26 protein-coding genes are annotated in these 22,875 nt (G+C 39.9%); 23 read left to right on the top strand and 3 right to left on the bottom strand.

The window, feature by feature from the left end; genetic code table 11:
- Positions 1-2: 2 nt before the first annotated feature.
- The 22 genes from mnmE (at position 3) to BUQ87_RS11815 (ending at position 19,762) form a co-directional block, all read left to right on the top strand.
- The gene (mnmE, locus tag BUQ87_RS11920; RefSeq protein ID WP_038262281.1) at positions 3-1,382 is read left to right on the top strand and encodes a tRNA uridine-5-carboxymethylaminomethyl(34) synthesis GTPase MnmE; all 1,380 of its coding nucleotides are present in this window, start codon (positions 3-5) and stop codon (positions 1,380-1,382) included.
- 38 nt (positions 1,383-1,420) lie between these two features.
- Complete coding sequence (mnmG, locus tag BUQ87_RS11915) at positions 1,421-3,295, top strand: tRNA uridine-5-carboxymethylaminomethyl(34) synthesis enzyme MnmG (protein ID WP_038262278.1); 1,875 nt, start codon at positions 1,421-1,423, stop codon at positions 3,293-3,295.
- Between the two features lie 86 nt (positions 3,296-3,381).
- Positions 3,382-4,101, top strand: coding sequence for a 16S rRNA (guanine(527)-N(7))-methyltransferase RsmG (rsmG, locus tag BUQ87_RS11910; RefSeq protein ID WP_038262275.1), 720 nt, complete (start codon positions 3,382-3,384; stop codon positions 4,099-4,101).
- Between the two features lie 96 nt (positions 4,102-4,197).
- Positions 4,198-5,010 (top strand): nucleoid occlusion protein, encoded by an 813-nt coding sequence (noc, locus tag BUQ87_RS11905; RefSeq protein ID WP_038262273.1) that lies wholly within the window; start codon positions 4,198-4,200, stop codon positions 5,008-5,010.
- A 177-nt stretch (positions 5,011-5,187) separates the two neighbouring features.
- Entirely contained in the window at positions 5,188-5,979 is a 792-nt protein-coding gene (locus BUQ87_RS11900; RefSeq protein WP_038262268.1) for a ParB/RepB/Spo0J family partition protein, read from the top strand.
- A 96-nt stretch (positions 5,980-6,075) separates the two neighbouring features.
- Complete coding sequence (locus BUQ87_RS11895) at positions 6,076-7,377, top strand: helix-turn-helix domain-containing protein (RefSeq protein WP_038262266.1); 1,302 nt, start codon at positions 6,076-6,078, stop codon at positions 7,375-7,377.
- A 151-nt stretch (positions 7,378-7,528) separates the two neighbouring features.
- Positions 7,529-8,593 (top strand): DUF5711 family protein, encoded by a 1,065-nt coding sequence (locus BUQ87_RS11890; protein ID WP_038262263.1) that lies wholly within the window; start codon positions 7,529-7,531, stop codon positions 8,591-8,593.
- Positions 8,594-8,604: 11 nt separating this feature from the next.
- On the top strand, positions 8,605-9,210 hold the full coding sequence (locus BUQ87_RS11885; protein WP_038262260.1) for a CvpA family protein: 606 nt from the start codon (positions 8,605-8,607) through the stop codon (positions 9,208-9,210).
- Positions 9,211-9,282: 72 nt separating this feature from the next.
- Positions 9,283-9,894 (top strand): sulfurtransferase-like selenium metabolism protein YedF, encoded by a 612-nt coding sequence (gene yedF, locus BUQ87_RS11880; RefSeq protein WP_038262258.1) that lies wholly within the window; start codon positions 9,283-9,285, stop codon positions 9,892-9,894.
- A 174-nt stretch (positions 9,895-10,068) separates the two neighbouring features.
- Entirely contained in the window at positions 10,069-10,335 is a 267-nt protein-coding gene (locus BUQ87_RS11875; protein WP_038262255.1) for a putative Se/S carrier protein, read from the top strand.
- Between the two features lie 11 nt (positions 10,336-10,346).
- Entirely contained in the window at positions 10,347-10,544 is a 198-nt protein-coding gene (locus BUQ87_RS11870; protein WP_038262252.1) for a DUF951 domain-containing protein, read from the top strand.
- A gap of 209 nt (positions 10,545-10,753) precedes the next feature.
- Positions 10,754-11,938 (top strand): aminotransferase-like domain-containing protein, encoded by a 1,185-nt coding sequence (locus tag BUQ87_RS11865; RefSeq protein WP_038262249.1) that lies wholly within the window; start codon positions 10,754-10,756, stop codon positions 11,936-11,938.
- Between the two features lie 286 nt (positions 11,939-12,224).
- Complete coding sequence (gene rpsF / locus BUQ87_RS11860) at positions 12,225-12,521, top strand: 30S ribosomal protein S6 (RefSeq protein WP_038262246.1); 297 nt, start codon at positions 12,225-12,227, stop codon at positions 12,519-12,521.
- Positions 12,522-12,551: 30 nt separating this feature from the next.
- Positions 12,552-12,974 carry a single-stranded DNA-binding protein gene (locus BUQ87_RS11855; protein ID WP_038262243.1) on the top strand — a complete coding sequence of 141 codons (423 nt, stop codon included), beginning with the start codon at positions 12,552-12,554 and terminating at the stop codon, positions 12,972-12,974.
- Between the two features lie 42 nt (positions 12,975-13,016).
- Entirely contained in the window at positions 13,017-13,274 is a 258-nt protein-coding gene (gene rpsR / locus BUQ87_RS11850) for a 30S ribosomal protein S18 (protein ID WP_038262240.1), read from the top strand.
- A 163-nt stretch (positions 13,275-13,437) separates the two neighbouring features.
- On the top strand, positions 13,438-14,358 hold the full coding sequence (locus BUQ87_RS11845; protein WP_038262237.1) for a YybS family protein: 921 nt from the start codon (positions 13,438-13,440) through the stop codon (positions 14,356-14,358).
- Positions 14,359-14,377: 19 nt separating this feature from the next.
- Positions 14,378-16,378: a DHH family phosphoesterase gene (locus BUQ87_RS11840; protein ID WP_038262235.1), complete on the top strand. Its 2,001-nt coding sequence runs from the start codon at positions 14,378-14,380 to the stop codon at positions 16,376-16,378.
- Positions 16,378-16,830 (top strand): 50S ribosomal protein L9, encoded by a 453-nt coding sequence (gene rplI / locus BUQ87_RS11835; RefSeq protein WP_038262232.1) that lies wholly within the window; start codon positions 16,378-16,380, stop codon positions 16,828-16,830. Before BUQ87_RS11840 ends, rplI begins: the two co-directional genes overlap by 1 nt.
- A gap of 21 nt (positions 16,831-16,851) precedes the next feature.
- Entirely contained in the window at positions 16,852-18,180 is a 1,329-nt protein-coding gene (gene dnaB, locus BUQ87_RS11830; protein WP_038262229.1) for a replicative DNA helicase, read from the top strand.
- Positions 18,181-18,264: 84 nt separating this feature from the next.
- Positions 18,265-18,747, top strand: coding sequence for a ferritin family protein (locus BUQ87_RS11825; RefSeq protein WP_038262226.1), 483 nt, complete (start codon positions 18,265-18,267; stop codon positions 18,745-18,747).
- Entirely contained in the window at positions 18,716-19,345 is a 630-nt protein-coding gene (locus tag BUQ87_RS11820; protein WP_052635927.1) for a GNAT family N-acetyltransferase, read from the top strand. The genes BUQ87_RS11825 and BUQ87_RS11820 overlap by 32 nt, the downstream gene beginning before the upstream one ends.
- 198 nt (positions 19,346-19,543) lie before the next feature.
- Positions 19,544-19,762, top strand: coding sequence for a DUF1858 domain-containing protein (locus tag BUQ87_RS11815; RefSeq protein ID WP_038262224.1), 219 nt, complete (start codon positions 19,544-19,546; stop codon positions 19,760-19,762).
- Positions 19,763-19,810: 48 nt separating this feature from the next.
- On the opposite strand, the gene BUQ87_RS11810 is transcribed toward BUQ87_RS11815, so the two are convergent.
- The 3 genes from BUQ87_RS11810 to yedE are packed head-to-tail and all read right to left on the bottom strand — an operon-like array spanning position 19,811 to position 21,353.
- Positions 19,811-20,056 (bottom strand): putative Se/S carrier protein, encoded by a 246-nt coding sequence (locus tag BUQ87_RS11810; protein ID WP_038262220.1) that lies wholly within the window; start codon positions 20,054-20,056, stop codon positions 19,811-19,813.
- Between the two features lie 12 nt (positions 20,057-20,068).
- The gene (locus BUQ87_RS11805; RefSeq protein ID WP_038262217.1) at positions 20,069-20,278 is read right to left on the bottom strand and encodes a sulfurtransferase TusA family protein; all 210 of its coding nucleotides are present in this window, start codon (positions 20,276-20,278) and stop codon (positions 20,069-20,071) included.
- Positions 20,271-21,353, bottom strand: coding sequence for a YedE family putative selenium transporter (gene yedE, locus BUQ87_RS11800; protein ID WP_038262215.1), 1,083 nt, complete (start codon positions 21,351-21,353; stop codon positions 20,271-20,273). Before yedE ends, BUQ87_RS11805 begins: the two co-directional genes overlap by 8 nt.
- 331 nt (positions 21,354-21,684) lie before the next feature.
- On the opposite strand from yedE, the gene BUQ87_RS11795 reads away from it, so the two are divergent.
- Positions 21,685-22,842: an aminotransferase class V-fold PLP-dependent enzyme gene (locus BUQ87_RS11795; protein WP_038262211.1), complete on the top strand. Its 1,158-nt coding sequence runs from the start codon at positions 21,685-21,687 to the stop codon at positions 22,840-22,842.
- The last annotated feature ends 33 nt before the right edge of the window (positions 22,843-22,875 follow it).

Here is a 22,875-nt window from a genome sequence, read left to right as displayed (position 1 = left end):
TTATGTATATGTACGATACAATTGCAGCCATATCCTCTGCTCCGGGAGAGGGTGGCATAGGAATAATAAGGATAAGCGGCGAGGAGGCTATTTCTATAAGCCAGGGCATATTCAGATCAAAAAGCGGCAAAAACATAGACCAGTACAGTCCAAGGACAATGGTATATGGAAATATATTCAGTGGCGATGATGTTGTAGACGAAGCACTTGTAGTTTACATGAAGGGGCCAAACAGCTATACAAAGGAAGACGTAGTGGAGATAAACTGCCATGGTGGATATGTATCCCTGAAGAGGATACTACAGCTTGTGCTAAAGGGCGGAGCTAGAATCTCCGAACCGGGAGAGTTTACAAAGAGGGCTTTTTTAAATGGAAGATTGGACCTTTCACAGGCAGAAGCCGTAATGGACGTTATAAGGGCGAGAACTGAATCGAGCCACAAAGAAGCCCAAAAACAGCTTGAGGGAAGCCTTTCGGAAAGTATAAAAGACCTGAGGATGAAGGTTTCTGAGATACTTGCGCATGTAACTGTTTCACTGGACTTTCCGGAAGAGGACATTGAAGAAATCACAATGGGAGTTTTACGTGAAAAGACACAGGGGCTCATTGGTGATATGGAGGAGCTTCAAAGGACCTCTCAAACTGGAAAGATATTACGGGACGGCCTTAAGACGGTGATAGTGGGAAAACCAAATGTGGGGAAATCATCACTTCTAAATGCGATGCTCAAAGAGGCAAGGGCCATAGTAACTGACATTGCCGGAACTACAAGGGATATAATAGAAGAGTTCATAAGCATAAGGGGGATACCTCTAAAGCTCATAGATACTGCAGGAATAAGGGACACCCAAGACATAGTAGAGAGAATGGGTGTTGAAAGGACGAAGGGCATATTCGAGCAGGCGGACCTTATAATACTTGTAATAGACTCGTCAGTTCCTCTTTCCAAGGAGGACATAGAGATAATGGATATGGCAAAGGGCAGAAATTGCATAGTCCTCATAAACAAGATAGACCTTGAGCCTGCTGTAAGCGAAGAAGAAATAAGGCAGCACATGTCAGACAAGAAGATAATAAGGGTATCGGCTCTTGAAAGCAGGGGAACTGAAGATATAGAAGATGAAATAGAAAACATGGTGTATTCAGGAGAGGTGACTCAAAACTCAAATGTAATGCTGACGAATGTCAGACACATAGATGCGCTTCAAAAGGCCATAGATTCTGCAAAAGAATGTTTAAACGGCATAGATTCTGAGGTGCCTATGGATTTTGTGGAAATAGACCTTAAAAATGTATGGGACTACCTTGGCGAGATAACAGGAGAGACAGTGAGCGAAGACCTATTAGACGTCATATTCAGCCAGTTTTGCATAGGGAAGTAGATTATAGTTTCACAAGGAACAAAGGAGGCATACAAAGTATGAGATTTGACGCAGGAAGTTATGACGTGGTGGTTGTAGGAGCAGGACATGCTGGGTGCGAGGCTGCGCTTGCATGTGCGAGGATGGGATGCTCTACACTGCTGCTTACAATGTCGCTGGAGGCGATAGCCCTAATGCCGTGTAACCCTTCAATAGGAGGAACAGGCAAAGGCCATCTTGTAAGGGAGATAGACGCCCTTGGCGGAGAGATGGCAATAAATACGGATAAGACACTTATACAGATGAGAATGCTTAATACTGCAAAGGGACCTGCAGTACATTCGCTTAGAGCCCAGTCGGACAAATATAAGTATCATCAGGAGATGAAAAAAACGCTTGAAAACCAGAAAAATCTGGACATAGTAATGGACGAGGCGGTGGAACTGGTTTGTGAATGCTCAAAAGTAAAGGGAGTGCTTACAAAGCTTGGGGCGCTTTACAGCTCAAAAGCCGTAATACTGTGTACGGGAGTATATTTGAGGTCCAAGATATTCATAGGAGAAGTCAATTTTGAATCGGGACCTCTTGGACTCATGGCCGCAAGCGAGCTTACAAACAGCCTTATGAACCTTGGTGTGAAGCTTAGCAGGTTCAAGACGGGAACACCGGCAAGAGTCCATATGGACAGCCTTGACTTTTCAAAGATGGAGATAGTACATGGGGAGCAAAGGCCTGAACCGTTTTCACTCATGAATGAAACCCTGGATTTTGAAGACCATCCTTGCTATCTTGTGAGGACAAATCAGAAGACTCACGATATAATAAATGAAAACATCAAAAGATCTGCAATGTACGGTGGGCATGTAGAGGGAGTTGGCCCTAGATATTGTCCATCGATAGAAGACAAGGTCGTGAGGTTTAGCGAAAAGCCTTCACACCAGTTTTTTGTGGAGCCCGAGGGGGAAATGAGTAAGGAGATGTATATATCTGGTTTTTCAACAAGCCTTCCCTACGAAGTCCAGCTGGACATGTACAAGAGTGTAAAGGGGCTTGAAAACTGTAAGATGATGAGGCCGGCGTATGCCATAGAATACGACTGCATAGACCCTATGCAGCTAAAGCCAACTCTTGAGATGAAAGAGATAGAAGGCATGTTTTCGGCGGGCCAGTTCAACGGCACTTCAGGATACGAGGAAGCGGCAGCTCAGGGGCTTATAGCCGGAATAAACGCAGTGCTTAAGGTAAAGGGAAAAGAGCCTTTTGTGATTGACAGATCGGAAGCCTATATAGGCGTTTTGATAGACGATCTTGTAACTAAGGGAACTAATGAGCCGTACAGGATAATGACTTCGAGGGCTGAATACAGACTTCTTTTAAGGCAGGACAATGCAGACCTTAGGCTTACTGAAAAAGGGCGTGAGGCAGGACTTGTAAGCAGTGAAAGATATGAGAAATTCCTTAAGAAAAAGCTTGATATCCAGATAGAAATGGACAGGCTAAAGTCTGAGAAAATATCTCCAAAGGAAGTCAATTGGCTGCTTGAAAAAGAGGGACACTCTCTTTTGAAGGCCACCGTAAGCCTTTATGATTTCCTGAAAAGGACAGAGGCTGACTATGACATGCTCCAAAAAATCGGAAAGTCGTCCGATGTTTCAGACAGGGTTAAGAATCAGTGCAAGATCACAATAAAATATGACGGATATATACAAAAGCAGCTAAAGCAGGTAGAGCAGTTTAAAAAGCTTGAGAAAAAGAAGCTTTCACAGGATATGGACTATTCAAACATAGAGGGATTAAGACTTGAGGCGAGGCAAAAGCTGACGCAGATAAAGCCTGTTTCAATAGGACAGGCGTCGAGGATATCGGGAGTTTCTCCTGCCGACATATCTGTACTTTTGATATATATGGAGAGCATGAAGAGAAGCGCGCAGTAATCATTTGGACATATGGCAAGCACTGGTTTTAAGGTATAAAAATATAATTGTCACGACTTGTACGGCGTGTTGAAAGGAGAATTCCTTTGGAAAATATAGAATACTTGGAAAAAGGCATTGAAGAGATTGGGCTTGACTCAGATGAAATCTCTTTGGCGAAGTTTGAACGATACAAGGAGCTTCTTGTGGAGTGGAATGAAAAGATGAATCTGACGGCAATAACAGCGGATAAGGAAGTTTATATAAAGCATTTTGTGGACTCGATTGCATGCATGCTTACAGAGGAATTCACAGAAGGCAAAACTGTTATAGATGTTGGAACTGGAGCAGGATTTCCTGGACTTCCACTAAAGATATATGAAGAGGGAATAAAACTTACTCTTCTTGATTCGCTGAAAAAGAGAATAGGGTTCTTGCAGACTGTATGCAGTGAGCTGGAGCTTGAGGATGTTGAATTCGTGCATGGAAGAGCAGAGGATTTCGGAAAGAATCCTGAATATAGGGAAAAATATGATATTGCGGTTTCAAGGGCTGTGGCATCGCTTAATGTGCTTTTGGAATACTGCACTCCATTTTTAAAGGTCGGAGGAGTTTTTGTGTGTCAAAAGGGTCCGGCGGCAGGCGATGAGCTGAAAGAGGCATCTAAGGCCATAGAAGTGCTTGGCCTCAGACTCAAAAATCAGGTAGAAGTCAAGCTTCCATTTATGGATATAACCCACTATGTACTTGTATTTGAAAAAATTTCAGGGACTCCATCAAAGTATCCTAGAAAAGCGGGCATGCCTTCAAAAAAACCTATAGCTTAAATATATCAAATATATTTAATAACAACAGCAGTTGGTTTATAATATATATATTGTATATTGCGAAATTTAAAATTTAGTTTGTGAAAGAGGGATCTCATGACGGACAAATTGATTGTTGAATTGCCCATAGAAAATATATTTCCAAATCCGAATCAGCCTAGAAAAAGCTTTAGCAAATCGTCTTTAGAGGAGCTTTCAAACTCTATAAAAGAATGCGGGCTGATTCAGCCAATAACGGTAAGAAGGATTTCGGATGCGAGGTATGAGCTCATAGCAGGTGAGAGAAGGCTTAGAGCTTGCAAGATGGCTGGAATTTCAAGCATAGCCTCTATTGTCACTTCAGTCAGCGATGAATCATCTGCGGTGTCAGCCCTTATAGAAAACATACAAAGGGAAAACCTGAATTTTATAGAGGAAGCATATGCATATCAAAATCTCATGAATGAATACGAACTCACACAAAAAGAGCTTTCAAGCAGGGTAGGCAAGAGCCAGTCCACCATAGCAAACAAGATAAGAATACTGAGACTTCCTAAAGACACAATACAGACGGTAATCGATGGCGGACTTACGGAAAGGCATGCAAGGGCGCTTTTAAAGCTTCCAGACGATGGTCTTAGACTCAGTGTGCTCGAAACCATAATAAAAAATGACCTGACGGTTAAAAAAGCTGAGCAGCTTATATCGGATATACTCAGTGATATTGCAAATCCACCGCAAGAGGAAAAAACAGAGGACCCTAAAAAGAAGAGCACAAGAAACATAAAGGGCTTCATAAATTTTAAGATATATACAAATACACTTAAAAACGCATACAAGGCAATAGTTGACACGGGAATTGATGCAAAATATGATGAAGTTGATAAGGGCGATCATGTTGAAATAGTTGTAAGAATACCAAAGCTTTAGAGTTTATATAAAAAATTACTGATGTTTTCAGTAATTTTTTATTTTGCTTAAAATATTTTTAAGGTTTTTTATTGAAAAATGGATTAAACTATTTGTATATTTTATGTATAATGAACTTATAAGTTAAAATTAAATATTATTTAAAACGGTTGTCTGTTTTAATAAGGAGGTGAAAACTTGGGACAAAAGGAGATAACATGGATTCCTGTTAAAGATATTTGTACAAATAATTCTCAGCCCAGAAAGATTTTTGACGAGAAAAAACTTGAAGACCTGTCAAATTCAATAAGGATACACGGGATAATACAGCCTATAGTAGTTCAAAAAAAAATGGACAGATTCATGATAGTTGCAGGTGAAAGGCGCTACAGGGCTTCAGTGATAGCCGGGCTTGAAAATATACCTTGCGTTGTATGGGACGGAAAGTCATCAAAAGGTATAATGGAGGTTGCCCTTATAGAAAACATACAAAGGGAAAACTTAAATCCGATTGAAGAAGCCATTGCCTATAGAGAACTTTGTGAAAAATACGGGCTTACTCAGGAGAATATAGCTGCCTCAGTTGGAAAAAGCAGGCCTTATATAGCAAATATGATACGCCTTTTAAACCTTTCAGATCAGGTGGTGCTTTTTTTAAGGGAAGGAAAGATATCAGCAGGACATGGGAAAGCCCTGCTCAAGATTAAAAACGCAAATGAGCAGAGAAAACTAGCCAATAGGATAGCGGAAGAAGGGCTTTCAGTAAGAGTTACAGAGGAGATTATAAAAGGCAATATGTCGAAAAAAGAAAAGGATGGCGGCAAGGCCAAGGCCATAGATCCATTTATAAGAAACATACAGGAAAATCTTATAAACATGCTTGGAACAAAGGTCAGCATAAAAAATGGAATCAAAAAGGGAAAAATTGAAATAGAATACTACAGTGAAGAAGAGCTTGAACACATAGTCAATACAATAATGAGCGGATAGGTGCGGCAATGTGTTAATAAACCTATGTTTAGGTTGTTTTTTTTATGATGGATAAGTTATAATCAATGTAGCAAATTTAAATTTGGAGGATAAGATATGGATATACTTACATTAGGTCAAAAGATAAAGAAATTAAGAAAAGAAAAAAATATGACTCTCAAAGAGCTTGCAGGAAGCAGAGTTACGGCTGCGCAAATAAGCCACATAGAGAGAGATAAATCTTATCCGAGTCAGGACCTTCTTGAATATTTTTCTCAAAAACTAGGTGTATCTGTGGATTACCTTGTTGAGAGCAAGGAATCTCAAGTGAAAAAAATAAGTGAGGCACTTCTATTAAAAGGTGAATACTACATAAAAAACAGCAAATTGAAAAGTGCCAAGGATGAACTGACAAGGGTTATAGAACTGTGTAAGGAATATAGGGTGTATTCCATATGTGCAAAGGCCAAATTCCTGATGTCCAGCGTATACAAGGACGAGAAAGAATATACAATGGCTGCAAGCATGCTGGAAAAGAGCCTTATACTTAATATAAAGACATCAAATGTTAAAGGTTCTCTCAACTGCTATATAGAGCTGGGCAAGATATACATGCTTCAAAAATGCTATAAGCCTGCTATGGACAAGTTCATACAGGGCAAAAACTTCCTTTCTGACAGCAATATAGTTAATTATGAAATAGAAAGGCTTTTATACATAAACATATCATACTGCAGCATGGAACTGGGAGACTATGAAGAGGCGCTTTACTATTCAAAGAAAGCGGACGAGATAGAAGAAAAGATGAAAGATTACAGGCACAAGGGCAACAGCCTATTCCTTCTCGGAAACAAGTATTTGAATGAAGGAGATTACATAAAGGCGAAAAAATATTTTGCAAAAGCTCTGGATGTTTTTATGGAGCATGAGAAGACTAGTGAGCAGGCAAAGACATATGCTGTGATGTCTTACATATATAAAAAACTTGAGCAGTATCCTGAATCCATAGAAAAAATCAAAAAAGCATATGAGCTCAGAATGGATTCTCAGGACAAGGAGCTTATACATATAATATTTGACTACATAAATGTTCTCCTTTCGAGCGGGGGAATTGATGAAGCCAAGCAGCTGAGCAAAGAAGCGCTGTCCATATCGATACAGATAAAAGACAAGGTGCTTGAGGCAAGATCCATAAAATACTATGCAAAGGTAAGCCTAAATCAAGGTGAAATGGACATAGCTCTTGAGAACATGCAAAGATGCATAGAGCTTCTTGAAAAATACGGAGACAAGAAAGAGCTTGCGGACAACTATTTTGAACTTGCTGAAATATACTCTAAAATATCAAGTGAAAAAGAGCTTGAATACTACTCTAGAGGAGTAAAGATATACAAGGAACTGGAGATAATAGCCAATTAGACCCTTACATAAGGGTCTTTTGTTTATAGGCATTTGAGGTATGAACGTACAGACATATTACGCTTCGGAGCTATGTACATATTATTCATGCCATCCGCATGCCTTTAGTTAAAGATTAATATTATAAACCCCGAAAGGAAGAGTAAAAGGAATGAAGATATTCAAGACTTTTATAATAGGACTATTTATAATAGCTGTGCTTTTTGTATTGAACCCAAATGCAATGCAGATGATTAAGGGGCTTAATATGAGTGACCCTGAAATAAGCGAGATAGCAAAGTTTTCTTTTGAATACGGGCCAAATATGAGCTTTGTGGGGTTTGACGAAGGCATTGCAATATACAACGGCAGAGATATCCGTGGGGTTGACAGGAAGGGAAATACCGCATTCGACATAGAGTGGAGGACAAATGACTTTGACATAGAGGGATTTGGCGACAAACTTCTATTTTTGGACAGAATAAAGCGTACTCTCATATTAATAGATAAAAAAGGAAATATACTAAAGCAGATAAATTTCGGCGAAAAGCCACTTTCAATTGAAGCTCTTGGAAAGGGACGATTTATTGTACACTATGTATATGATCTCAATGAAAAGGCCGAAGGAATAAGGGTATTTAGCAGTTCGGGAAAACAGATAAAAGACATACAAATTGCAAATATAACTATACTCTTTATAAATACAGACAAGGATTCAAATGGATTCATAATGAGCGGAATAAGCATAGAGGACAACAGGCTATACAACAATATAATGCACTACAGCCGTGATGGAGACCTTATGAGCGGTGAAAAGACGGAAAACAAAGTTTTTGCAGGGGCTTTGCATTCAAATGGAAAATTTGTGCTTTGGGAGGAAAACTATATAGAAATAAGGGACTCGGAGCTAAAATATGTCAATTCCATATATTCTGACAGCGGCATAATAGGGGTGGAGGACATAGGAGATGCATTTGTAGTTGCTGATGAGTCAAATACCATAAGAGTTTATTCATATGACGGAAGAGAGCAAAGCATCCACAGGTATGGAGAAAAACTCAAGGGGACAGTATCAGCTGGAAGCAAAATTATTCTCTATACACAAATGAGACTTGACGTATTAGACAGCGATGATACATTTGATGTTAAAAACGACATATTGGAAGTAATAAGAATAGATGAAAAGTCCGTAGCGGCAATATGCAGAGGAGAAGCGAAAATACTTCTTGTAAATTAGGAGGTGTGCGGATGAATTATATAAACAGTATGAACCATGTAGACGCAATAATAATTACAGTGATATTATTCCTGGGTACAATGGGATATATAAAGGGATTTGCATTTTCACTGCTCAACCTGGCCAAGTATGGCATATCAATAGCATGTACAGCCATGTACTACGAGCCTATTTCGCAGACATTGATGGGGAATGAAAAAGTAATGGCGTTTTTCATGACAATATCACAAAGTGTTTTTTCAGGACTTGAAAACTACGAAGTAATTATGTATAAGGCATCTTACCTGTTTGCACAGGCAGGGGCTATAATACTCATATTTATGGCATGCAATATTGCAATAGGCATTGCTGTTGTTATTATAAACGGTTTTTTAAAGATACAACCACTGAGCATGGTCAATAAGGCCGCGGGATTTTTATTTGGCAGTGCAAAAGGCACTATACTTGTAATGCTTGCATTTGTAATAATAAATCCATTTGTGGCGATGAATCCTGACGGTGAGATTGCAAACAACCTTAACAATTCGCTGCTGGCAAAATATTTTTACATGTACAATTTTATGTTTAAATATTTCAATGGCCTCATAGAAATATTCAATAGTAATAGGTTAGGATAATCCATTTTGTGGTGATATAATTTACTTATATACTGATTGGTACTGCTGCCAAACTTAAAGGAGGAAAAAGTCATGATACAAGTAGACGCTAGGGGCCTTGCATGTCCGCAGCCTGTAATAAAGACAAAAAAGGCTGTAGAAGGAGCAAGCGAGCCTGTAATTACGGTAGTCGACAATGAAACTGCAAAAGAAAATGTGATAAAGCTTGCAAAATCAATGGAATGTGAATACAGCAGCTATGAAAAAGATGGGGCCTTCTACATAGAAATAACAAAGGGAGAAATGAGCAAGGACGCATCTCTAACGGAATGCGAATGCGCAGAGTGCGAGGTTTCAGCCAACATTGCAGACAAGGTAGTTATGATACAGTCTGACAAGATGGGAAGCGGCTCTGACGAGCTTGGAGCAATATTGATAAACAGCTTTGTGTACACCCTTACTGAGGCTGAGCCATATCCAAAGGCCGTCCTTCTTGTGAACTCAGGGGTAAGACTTACAACTCAAAACGGCCACACAATAGAAAACCTCAAGATTCTTGAGCAAAATGGTGTAAGCATAATATCATGCGGTACATGCCTTGATTTCTTTGGAATAAAAGACCAGCTCGAGGTCGGCATAGTGGGAAATATGTACGACATACTTGAAACTGCAAAGGATGCTTCGAATACGCTTGTAATAGGCTAATCAAAAAGAATATGGAGTATGAACTTCTAATATGATAGACTACATACTGTAGTCTATTTTTTTATAAAACAGGCTAGAGACTACTGGGCTGCAGTACTCTAGCCGCAAGGCAATTCTGTAGGCTGTGCTGCAAATAAGATGCACGGACAATTGATAGGATTTAGGGAGGAAATTATGAACGAGATGCATGTTGTAACTTTTAACTCTACGCACTATGCGATAAAATTTGAAAAAATACTCAAAGAAGCAGACATAAAAATGATGATGATACCTTCTCCAAGGGAGATAACGGCAAGCTGCGGGCTTTCTATTAAATTTGACAAGTCCGACATTGAAAATGTAAAGGAAAAGATAGAGGAAAGCAATGTCGACATATATGGAATATTCAAGCTTACAAAGCTAGCGGGGGAAAAAGAGAAGCAGGTTCAAAAAATATTGTAGGAGGGATATGTATGCCTTTAAAATTGAATGTAGGTGACAAGCTCATTCTCAAGAAAAGCCATCCTTGCGGGGGCGATGAATTCGAGATAACAAGAGCCGGAATGGATTTTAGAATCAAGTGTCTGGGGTGCGGCAAAGAGGTCTGGATATCGAGAGTAAATCTCGAAAAAAGGATCAAAAAAATAATACAGCCAGAAGACAAAAAGTAGGAATAAAAATTCGAAAAAAAAGTACAGGACTGAATATGTATTCGGTGTTCAAAAAAAAAACAAAAGTATGAAAATTCTGCAAATTCCAAGTATTGTAGGCAATACAAAATTTAAGTGATATAATAAATACTAGTTTAGGAAAATGTTTTCACTTGTTTTTATTAGAACGTTTTTATAGTCTCAAAACAATTTGGAGGTGCTTTTATAATATGGCTATTAAATTTGCAGATCGTATGGACAATCTTAAAGCTTCAGAAATACGTGAACTTCTAAAGTTTGCGGCAGACCCAAGCATAATATCATTTGGCGGCGGAATGCCGGCTCCAGAGCTTTTTCCTGTGGAAGAGATGAAGAAAGTTGCAGTTGCAGTTCTTGAAGAAAGCGGACAGTCTGCTCTTCAATATGCTACTACTGAGGGAAATGTAAAGCTTAGAGAGCAGATAGCTGACAGAATGAACAGAAAATATCAGTCGAAAGTTGCGCTTGACGATGTGCTTATAACAAGCGGATCTCAGCAGGGACTTGACTTTGCAGGTAAGATATTCATAAACGAGGGCGATGTTGTTCTTTGTGAGAGCCCATCATACCTTGGAGCTATAAACGCATTCAAGGCGTACGGCCCTAAATTCATAGAAGTTCCAACAGATGACCACGGAATGGTTATAGAAGAGCTAGAGAAGATACTTGACTCTACAGAAAATGTAAAAATGGTATATGTAATACCTGACTTCCAAAACCCAAGCGGAAAGACTTGGACAATGGAAAGAAGAGAAAGATTCATGGAAGTTATAAACAAGCACGAAATACCTGTAATAGAAGACAATCCATACGGAGAGCTTAGATTCGAGGGAGAAATACTTCCATCGCTTAAGTCTATGGACACAAAGGATCTTGTAGTTTTCCTTGGAACATATTCTAAAATATTCGCTCCGGGCCTAAGGATAGGTTGGGTTTGCGCGGCGCCTGAAATACTTCAAAAGTTCAATTTCGTAAAGCAAAGTGCTGACCTTCAGTCTTCTACAATATCTCAAATGGAAGCTGCAAAATTCGGAGAGATGTATGACCTTGATGCGCACGTTGAGAAGATAAAAGCTGTATACAAGGTTCGTAGGGACCTTATGATGAAGATAATGAAAGAAGAATTCCCAGAAGGCGTTAAGTGGACTTACCCAGAAGGCGGACTTTTCACTTGGGTTGTTCTTCCAGAGCACATTAATGCAAGAGACCTTCTTAAGAAGTGCCTAGAGGAAAAAGTTGCTTTCGTTCCAGGTGGAGCATTCTTCCCTAACGGAGGAAATGAAAACACATTCAGACTTAACTACTCTAACGCACCTGAAGAAAAGCTTGAAGAGGGCATGAAGAGACTTGCAAAAGCTATAAAGTCAATGATGTAATACCAACACAAAAAAATAGGCAAAAAAAATCGGGAGTGGAATTTATCCACTCCCTTAACAATTCTCTAGTATTAGGGGGAGATTGAGATAAAAAAATAAGTTTGTGGGATACCTATTATTATAGTTACCAAAATATGAAAGGATTATAGATAAAATTCAAAAAAAAATAAAATTTTTTTGAAATTTATTTTATTATTGATTTTATGTTTCAAAAATGTTAAAATACTACGGTATGTTAATCTCTGCTCTTTAAATAGAGCCATAAGTCCAAAGGGAGGTGAAATTGATGAATACAAAGAGAAATTATGAGCTAGTTTACATCCTAAGACCAAATCTTGAAGATGAGGCTAGGGAGGCTGTATTCAACAAGGTGAAGGGTATAATAGAGTCTGACGGTCAGGTTGATAAAGTTGATACTTGGGGTAACAGAAGACTTGCGTATCCAATAAAGAAGCTTAACGAAGGTTTCTACAATCTTGTTTACTTTACAGCTACATCAGAAGTTGTAAACGAAATAGACAGAAATCTTAAGATCATGGATGCTGTAATAAGACACATGATGGTAAGACAAGACGAAAAATAGTAATGAAATATAGATAAGGTGGTGTTGTAGTTGAACTGTGTTGTTTTGATAGGAAGACTAACAAAAGATCCAGAACTCAGATATATACCTGGTACTGGTAAGCCTGTAGCCACCTTTACAATAGCGGTAAACAGGCCTTTTAAGAACAAGGAAGGCCAATACGAGGCAGACTTTATACCAATACAGGTTTGGGGAAAAAGTGCCGAAAATTGTGCTAACTACCTTCAAAAAGGAAGGCAGGCTGCAGTGAGTGGAAGACTTCAGATAAGAACCTACGATGATCAGCAGGGCCAGAGAAAATGGGTAACCGAGGTAGTTGCCGACAGAGTTGAGTTTTTGGAATGGACAGGAAGGGATGAAAAGCCTTCCGGCGGACAGGAAAAGTCTTTTGAACCAGCTGGACTTGACCCAGAAGGATTCCAAGCTCTAGACGATGATGATATACCATTTTAAAGCCACGGGGCTTTAAATACATTTAACCGAGGAGGGTTGAATATGGCTGAAAGAGGAGAAAGAGGAGAAAGAGGAAGAGGCGGCGCAAGAAGAAGAAGAAAAAAGGTCTGCGCGTTTTGTTCCGATAAAAACAAGACTATAGATTACAAAAATGTAGATGGTCTTAAGAAGTACATGACTGAAAGAGGAAAAATACTTCCTAGAAGAATTTCAGGAAACTGTGCTAAGCACCAAAGAGAAGTTACTCTTGCGATAAAGAGAGCAAGAGCTATAGCTATAATGCCATACACAATAGACTAGTAATTTTTAGAGGCGAACCTGACGGTTCGCCTTTTGTTATTTGCGGATTAAAGGCAAAGGCGCTTATGCTGTTTCATAAGAAAGTACATGTGTGGTATAATAATTATTTAAGAGGAAATAGATGCACGAGTAGGTGCATGCTGTTTTATCAGGAGGGAATATTTTGATTGAAAAAAGTACCAGACAAAGATTTACGGAATCGGCAATAGTAAGCTCTATAGGAATAATATTCATACTTATGAGTGTATATGTCCCAATTTTACAGCTTCTTATATTTTTTACGGCGGTTCCGTACATACTCATAACAATGAGGAACGGACTGAAATACGGCATAATGTCGGCTTGCATATCGGCTCTGGCAGTTCTCATGTTTTCGAATATTTTTTATAGTGCAACACTCTTTTTTTTGTTTTTCATGCCGGGGATAGCCATAGGACATACAGGCAAAGGATGCAAAGAACCATATGTGCCAATATCGTGGGGGTTCATATCATCAATAACTCTTACCATGATATACATAAAGCTGCTTTCGGTAGTTTTTGGAGTGGATATAGTCCAGCTTGTAATGGAGATGTTTGAACAGGCTCTAGAGTTTCAAAGTACGCTGCCAATGCATGCGGGGGATATAGATGCTCAGGAGATATTGAGCATAATGGGCAGCATAATACCTGGGCTTATAATCGTACAGGCTATGTCAATGTCTTTTTTCAACTACTACATATCTCTTTCTATACTAAAAAGGGTGGAGAGGGAGTCTGTAAGCATGCCGAGGATAAGCGAATTCACGCTGCCGGGAAATATAGCACTTGGGATACTCATAATATATTTCCTTACAATGACCATGAAAGGCGTGCCTTGGATAAAATATGACGCGCTTGTTGCAAATATAACGCTTATAATACTTTTCATGTTCTTTTTGCAGGGATTTGCCGTGCTTGGACATCTGCTGTCCAAGACAAAAATGAATAGCGCTTTAAAAAACACGTTGCTTTTTATGGCCTTAGTGCTAGGGCCTTTTTCTTCTTTTGTTTCAATACTGGGTTTTTTAGATTCTATAATTGACTTTAGAAGGATAAGAAGATAGCAATATTAGGAGGCCTGCCATGAAAAATAAGACTAGTTTTAAATTTTGGTTTCCCGAACAAAAAAGATATATAGTCATGATAGCTGTTTTGACATTGGTAGCTTTATATTATAACAAGGTGATAGGATTTATTTCAGTGTCCGCGATAATATATTTTCTGTACTATAACAGAAAGACTTCAGACATAAGGCAGAAGGAGTGGACCAAATATATAGAAAGCCTTTCGGCGGATATAGATGAAACTGTCAAAAGCGCAATAATAAACCTTCCAATACCCATATGCATACTTGAAATAGACGGGAACATAAACTGGTACAATAACAAATTTGCAGACATAGTTAAAAAAAGAGAGCTTCTGGACAATAAGATAGAGGAAATGATTCCAAACCTGAACCTCAGGAAGGTTTTAAATGAAAAGAATGAAATGTATACAAATGTGAGCATAGAAGGAAATAATTTCAATGTCGTATACAATATAGTGAAAATAGAAAACAAGTTGGAATCAAGATATCTAATAATGGTATACTTCATAGAAAACACCAAGTTTTTGAAGCTTTCAAAGAAGTATTATGATGAAAAATCTGTGTTTGGAATAGTCCAAATAGACAGTTTTGACGAGGTGCTTGAAAGTGCGGGTTCGGACATGAGGCCTCTCATAGTGGCGGACATGGAGAGAACGCTAAAGGCATGGGCTGACTCCATAGGGGCCGCTATAAAAAAGACCAGAAGCGACAAGTATATAGTGTTCATGGAGAATTCAACTCTGGAAAAGCTAGAAAAAGAAAAATTTGCAATACTTGACGAGGTGAGGGAGATAAACTACGGCAACTCACTTCCGCTAACGCTGAGCATAGGAATAGGGGTTTGGGGCGACACCCTTGTAAAGAGCCTTGAATACGCCGAAAGTGCAATAGATCTGGCGCTTGGAAGAGGCGGCGATCAGGCCGTAATAAAGAGAAAGGACAAATCAACTTTTTACGGCGGGCGCTCTAAGGGTATAGAGAAGAAGACAAAGGTAAAGGCAAGGCTCATAGCATATGCTCTTAAGGACCTTGTAATGGACTCTGAAAACGTCCTTATAATGGGGCATAAGAATGGGGATCTCGACGCTCTTGGCGCGGCAATGGGAGTATACAGCATATGCGCCCATTTGGATGTGAGTGCGAACATAGTCCTTCAGGAGTCGAATGGTTCAATAGAACTTCTTCTAAAGAATATATTCAGGTCAGGAGGATATAAAAACCTCTTCGTAAAAAGGGAAGAGGCGATAAAGATGTGCACAAAAGACACTCTCCTGATAGTAGTAGACACTCACAGGCCTAATTTCACAGAATGCAAGGAGCTTTTGGAAATCGCCGAGAAGATAGTTGTAATAGACCACCACAGAAGGGGAGTCGAGTTTATAGACAAGGCAGTGCTGGTATACCACGAGACCTATGCCTCATCTGCAAGTGAAATGGTGACAGAGCTTATTCAGTACATATCTGAAAAGCCATACATTTCAAGGCTAGAGTCTGAGGCATTGCTTGCAGGAATAACCCTTGACACTAAGAACTTCACATTCAGGACCGGCGTCAGGACATTTGAAGCTGCTGCGACGCTTAAAAAGCTCGGAGCCGATACGGCTTCAGTCAAAAAGCTATTCCAGGGCGATGTAGAGACATTCTTTGCAAAGGCAGACGTTATAAGAAGTGCAAAAATAATAGAGAGAAAGATAGCCATATCGTCGTGCGAGGAGGGCATTGAAAACCTTAGCATTGTAATAGCCCAGGGCGCCGATGAGCTGCTCAACATAAAGGGAATCAAGGGATCATTCGTGCTTGGGAAGGGAAAAGACGGCATTGTCTATGTAAGCGCAAGGTCCATGGGAGAGATAAATGTACAGGTCATAATGGAAAAACTGGGAGGAGGAGGTCATATTGACATTGCCGGCGCCCAGATAAAGGATTCAGATATATCAGATGTAATATCAAAACTTGAAGACATAGTCACAACATATTTGAAGGAGGTAGGTTTGTAATGAAAGTTATACTACTTAAGGATTTAAAGGGAACAGGGAAAAAAGGTGATGTTGTAAATGTAAGTGATGGATACGCAAGGAACTTCCTTTTTCCAAAGGGTGTGGCAAAAGAGGCTACAGAGGGGAATGTCAAGGTTCTTAAAGAGCAAAAGACCGCCCAAAAGATAAAAGAGGACCAGCAGCTCGAAGAGGCTAAAGCGCTTGCAGAGAACATGGGAGAGATGACAGTTACTCTTTTCTCCAAGGCGGGAGAAGGCGGAAGGCTTTTTGGATCAGTAACATCAAAGGACATAGCCGAGGCTTTAAATAAAAAACACGGAATAAAGATAGACAAGAGAAAGATACTTCTGGATGAGCCTATAAAGGTGCTTGGTGCAACTAATGTAAAAATAAAGGTGCATCCTGAGGTTACAGCTCAGATAAAGGTTCAGGTAAACGAAAAGGATAAATAATAATAAGGTGGATTGGTAAAGTTGGATTTTGTAGGAAAAGTTCCACCGCACAATATAGATGCGGAGCAGTCCGTGCTTGGTGCAATACTACTCAACAAGGACTGCATAACAGAGGTTACAGACATAGTGACGCCTTCAGATTTTTACAAGGAGGCGCATTTAAACATATATGCTGCGATGCTGTCGCTTTACAACAGGAGTGAGCCGGTAGACCTTATAACACTTACCGACGAGCTCAAGAGGATGCAGGCTCTCGACATGGTAGGTGGAATAGCCTATATAACACAGCTTTCAACTGTGGTTCCCACCACTACAAACGTAAGGAATTATGCAAAGATAGTAAAGGAAAAGGCTATACTGAGAACACTAATAAACGCATCGTATAAAATACTGGATGTGAGCTATTCTGAAAATGAATCAATAGAAAAGATACTTGAGATTTCGGAAAAGAACATATTCGACATATCGCAGGAAAAGACAGGGGACAATTTAAAGCCCATAGGCGAAGTGCTTATGAGCGCATACGAGGTGATGGAGGAGCTTGCGAGAAACAAGGGTGGAATAACCGGAATAACCACCGGATTTGCAGACCTTGACAGAAAGACAAGCGGGCTTCAAAAAAGCGACCTCGTGCTTGTGGCGGCGCGTCCAGCCATGGGGAAAACGGCATTTGCGCTTAATATAGCTCAAAATGCGGCGCTCAAGGCCAAGAGTTCAGTTGCCATATTTAGCCTTGAGATGTCAAAAGAACAGCTTATACAGCGTATGGTGGCTGCTCAGGCGCATGTAGAGCTTTCGAACATAAAAAACGGAAACCTCAGCGAGGAGGACTGGCCCAAAATAATAGAGGCCATGGGCGTTCTTTCAAGGTCGAATGTATATGTAGACGATACCCCTGGAATAACTGTAATGGAAATAAGGTCAAAGTGCAGAAGGCTTAAAATGGAAAAGGGGCTGGACCTCATACTGATAGACTATCTGCAGCTTATGGAAAGTGAAGGCGGCGGAGAGAGCAGGCAGCAGGAGATAGCCAAGATATCCAGATCGCTCAAGATAATAGCAAAAGAGCTCAACTGTCCAGTGGTGGCGCTTTCTCAGCTTTCACGTGCCCCGGAGCTCAGGGCGGACCACAGGCCGATACTTTCAGACCTGAGGGAATCAGGAGCCATAGAGCAGGATGCCGACATAGTAATGTTCTTGTACAGGGATGAATATTACAACGAGGATACCGAAAAGAAGAACATAGGCGAGGTAATAATATCAAAGCACCGTCATGGGGAGACGGGAACTGTCGAGCTTGCATGGATGGGGGAATACCAGAAATTCCACAATCTTGCGAGGGAGATTTAGCATGATTTCCGCCCTAACAGGCGGAAGCTGCATTGCATTGTTAAATATATATTAAAAAATAATGACTTGGAAGGTGATTTTGAGATGAATTTTAACGAATTGGAACTGCTACAGATGGCTCAAAAAATAGAGCAGGAAGGCGAAAGCTTTTACACTGCCGCCGCAGACAGGGCAGATGACGAGAGTATAAAAGCGATGTTTTTAAACCTTGCGAAGGAAGAAAGATGCCACAGGGAGTATTTTGAAAAGCTATACAAGGAAGCAAGCGAAAAGTCATCCATCAGCGATGAATACCTTCTAGATGAACACACAAGCGCATATATAGCTTCTATAAGCAGCAGCGCCGTATTTAACAAAGATGGAGTCATGGCCGCAATGCTTGGCCAGGTGAAGACTGCCAAAGAGGCCATAATAATGGGGATACAGGCTGAAAAGGATTCTATACTTTTTTATTCGAAGCTTTACGAGAGCACAAGAATGGAGAGTGCGAAGGAAAATCTTAAAAAGCTCATAATTGAAGAAGAGGGCCATTTAAATGAACTTCTTCAGCTATATAAAAGTATTTAATACTCCGGGAAGAGATATGAGATTGCTTTCAAGGGGGAAAAAGACTTTTATAAGAAGACTTGAGAGAAAAGATGTTGACGAAATGATAGGCTGGGGATTATATGAGGAGGATTTTCTGAAGGACTACTCATTCCCGAGTCTTGACAGCGAAGAAAGAGACATATGGTTTAAGATGAAAAACAATGTCTTTAGAAAGTGTTTTGCAGTGCTCAATGAGAATATGCAGCTCATAGGATACATATCACTTCGGGATATGAATTTCATATTCAAAAGGGCTGAAATGGGCATAGTATTTTCGCCTGCATATGTAGGCCGAGGATACGGCAAAGATGCTATAATGGCTTTTTTGGAGTATTATTTTAAAGGCATGAAATACAAAAAACTCATGCTTACGGTGGCCGCATATAACAAGAGGGCTTATAACTGTTATGTCTCGTGCGGGTTTAAGATCACTGGAAGGCTGTATATGGAAACGAATTTGAGCAAAGATATGGCAGGAAAGCTTTCAAATGGCAAAGATGAAACATTCAAAATAAATGGGGATAAAGTTTGGGCGCTGTTTTACAAAATGAACATATCCACATTATCCACAAAGTGATTGTTGATAAGCTATGAAAGCAGCTGAAATACTGGGGTAAGGACAGTGAATGTTTACTATATTGTTAAAAACTATATACATTGAATTGTGCATAAATTTTATCAATGTTTTGTATTTCATGTGGAATAAAATCTTCAGTTTTGATATATTTATATGTACAGTATAATTAATGGCCTAATATTTAAGGGGGATATGTATATGTTTAAAGTGACAAAAGATATGACCATTACGGATATATTGGCGGAAGACAGAAATACAGCCTATATATTCATGAAGTATGGAATGCACTGCCTTGGATGTCCAAGTGCGAGATTTGAAACTGTTGAGCAGGCAGCTCAAGTTCATGGGCTTGATTTGGAAAAGCTTATTGAAGAGCTTGAAAAGTTTTTTGAAGAAAAAAATAAAGACGAAAAATAACAGATATGTATTTTTGCAGCATAAAAAAAAGAGCCTTACGGCTCTTTTTTATTGGTCATTTTCATACACTAGTGAATATTCCTTTGGCAATGTCGACTTGAATAGTTTTTCTATATCGTCACATAGAAGCGTGCTGACATCACCTTCATATGAAAACTTCACACCTATGCCGCAATTGGAACTCAGCTTTCTTGGAACAGGCATAAGCTCAGAATGTATGTTTTCGCCATTTAAAAACTTGTCGTATTTTATAGCACCCGAATGTGTGAAAAAAACTGCTACATATTCAACCATTAAATCCCCTACCTATTTTTTCGCTATTATAGTGCAGTCTTCGCTTTGGCCTGAGAAGCTTATGTTTGAATAGCCTGAACTTTTAAGGAATCTTTCAACATTTCCCTTTGCCGTATTGTTGTCGACTATTATGTGAACTTCATTAGGACTGCTTTTTACTGCGTTTTTAGTCATTAGAACCGGTTGCGGGCAAGACATGCCCCTTGTATCTATCTTATCCAACTTTTACATCCCCTTTCGATTTAGAAACAGAAGTTCTTTGAATATTTCCAAATGCTATGACAAGCACTGTCACAAGAAGCATTATAACTGCAATTTTTCCGTTTGGAGTAGGTCCCTTAGGGCTTGAAGCCAATCCGAAATTATGCGCAAATGCAGCTCCAACAAGCATTCCCATTACAGCAACTGCAGAGTCCGTATTTCCTTCGCCTGCAAGTATAAGCTGTCTTAAAGGGCATCCTCCAAGAAGCACAGATCCCCATCCAGCAAGAAGCATTCCCATGAAGTTCCAAAGTGCGTCGCTGTGCGCAACGGGCTGGCCTTCAAATCCAACATTAAAATATCCGAGCGCTACATTTCCTATAGTTGCAAAAACAAGTATTGAAAGGAATCCAGACAGAAGGTAAGAGTCTTTGAACATAACGATATCTCTTATTCCACCCACCATGCAAAGTCTTGTCTTTTGAGACAAAGCTCCAACTAAAAGGCCTACTGCGAGCGATATGAATATTGGTGCGTGCATTGCGCCAGGGCCATTTTCGCTGAAGAATATGAATGCTGGCGCAGCCACAAGAAGCACAAATACCGCTGCAGCCATCGCAGGGAACATGAACCCTTCCATGCTAGAAAGCTTGTAGCTTCTCTTGAGGCTGAAGCCCTTGTTGAGAAATGCTATACCAAGAAGTATTCCGGCTGCAAATCCACCTATTCCGAATATTGCATTAAGGTCTCCCCCAGCAAGTCTTAATACCATTCTCATAGGGCATCCAAGGAATACTAGAGCTCCTATCATCACTACCATTCCAAGGAAAAATCTTGTAATAGGAGAAGATCCGCCCTTTGAATTGAATTCCTTTGAAAACATGGCCATGCCAAAAGCACCTATTACAAGGCCTATGACTTCAGGTCTTATATACTGTACAACTGCGGCTCTGTGAAGGCCCACAGCGCCAGCTATGTCCCTTATGAAGCAGGCTATGCAAAATCCCATGTTGACCGGGTTGCCCAGCTTTACAAGAGCCACTGATAAAATACCAATGATAGCTCCGGCAATTATTATGCCTTTTTTCTCACCCATTTTAAAAACCCTCCCATAAAAATATAAGTTTTATTCCAGTAGATTGTAACAGCAAAAGGAGTAAAGGTTAAATTGAAAGTTCTTATACATATGCCAAATACTATAAGTTATTTTTATGGATAAAAACTATAGATTGCATATAAATGATTTAAATACCGGGTATTTTATATTATCATAGTAGGGGGAATGTTTTGGAATGTGCAAATTAATCATTTGAGCGGCTATGTGCAGTATATTGCTGTGCATTATGGCATTCACTGATGTATATAAGACCACCCGGAATCGAATTTTTGAATTTGGGCAATATAAAGTATGAAGCGGAGGTATTTTCATGAAAAAGGTATATATGGACAACGGAGCCACGGCTTTTCCAAAGGCTCCTGGCGTGGGAGAAGCCATGGCGAACTATATAAACAACGTGGGATGCAATGTCAGCAGGGGCGCTTACGACTCGGCTTTTGCCGCAGAGAGAATAGTGCTTGAAGCCAGAGAAATGATATGCGAACTTTTCAATTTCGACAAGACTGAAAATGTTATATTCACAAAGAACATAACGGAAAGCCTCAATATAATAATAAAAGGGCTTTTAAAATCGGGAGACCACGTGATAGTCTCATCCATGGAACACAATGCCGTAATGAGGCCTATTGTTGGGCTTTCGAAAAGTGGAGCCGAATTTACAAGGGTTCAGTGCAGTGAAACGGGAGAGATAGATCCTAAGGATGTAAAAGATGCAATAAAGGCAAATACAAAGGCCATAGTTATGATGCATGCTTCAAACGTATGCGGAACAGTGCTTGACCTTGAGGCCGTGGGCAATATTGCAGTAGAAAATGACCTGTTTTTCATAGTGGATGCGGCACAGACTGCCGGTGTGCTTGATGTTGATATGAAAAAGCTAAATGCCGATGCCATAACATTTACAGGTCACAAGAGCCTTTTGGGGCCTCCGGGAATGGGTGGATTTGTAATAAGCGACAGGCTCAATGAAAATGTATCACCTTTCATTGAAGGGGGGACTGGAAGCCTTTCAGAGTCTGAGGAGCAGCCTAGCTACATGCCTGACAAATTTGAATCGGGAACTCAAAACATAGTGGGAATATACGGACTTCACGCGGCGCTTTCATACCTTAAAAAGACAGGCATAGAGGGCATAAAAGAACATGAAATGGAAATAACACAGGCTTTCATAGACGGGGTCAAGGGCATAGAAGGCGCAAAGCTAATAGGTAAAAAGGATGCAAGCGGAAGAACTGCGGTTGTCTCTATAGATTTTCCTGAAAACGACAATGCCGAAATAGGATTTGCGCTTCAAAAGGAGTATAACATATCTACAAGGGTGGGCCTTCACTGTGCGCCATCTGCACATAAGACTCTTGGTACATTCCCCCAGGGAACCGTAAGATTCAGCTTTGGATATGCAACTACAATGGAAGAAATTGAATATGCTGTGCAGGCGATAAAAAATGTGCTTTCGGAGCTGGAATAGACTGTAAACATCAAATGGTAGACAAAAATGCGC

The organism is Peptoclostridium litorale DSM 5388 (assembly GCF_900141635.1).
Taxonomy (GTDB): domain Bacteria; phylum Bacillota; class Clostridia; order Peptostreptococcales; family Peptostreptococcaceae; genus Peptoclostridium; species Peptoclostridium litorale.
The sequence above is the reverse complement of the archived record's forward strand: the minus strand, read 5'-3'. Positions and strand labels throughout refer to the sequence as shown.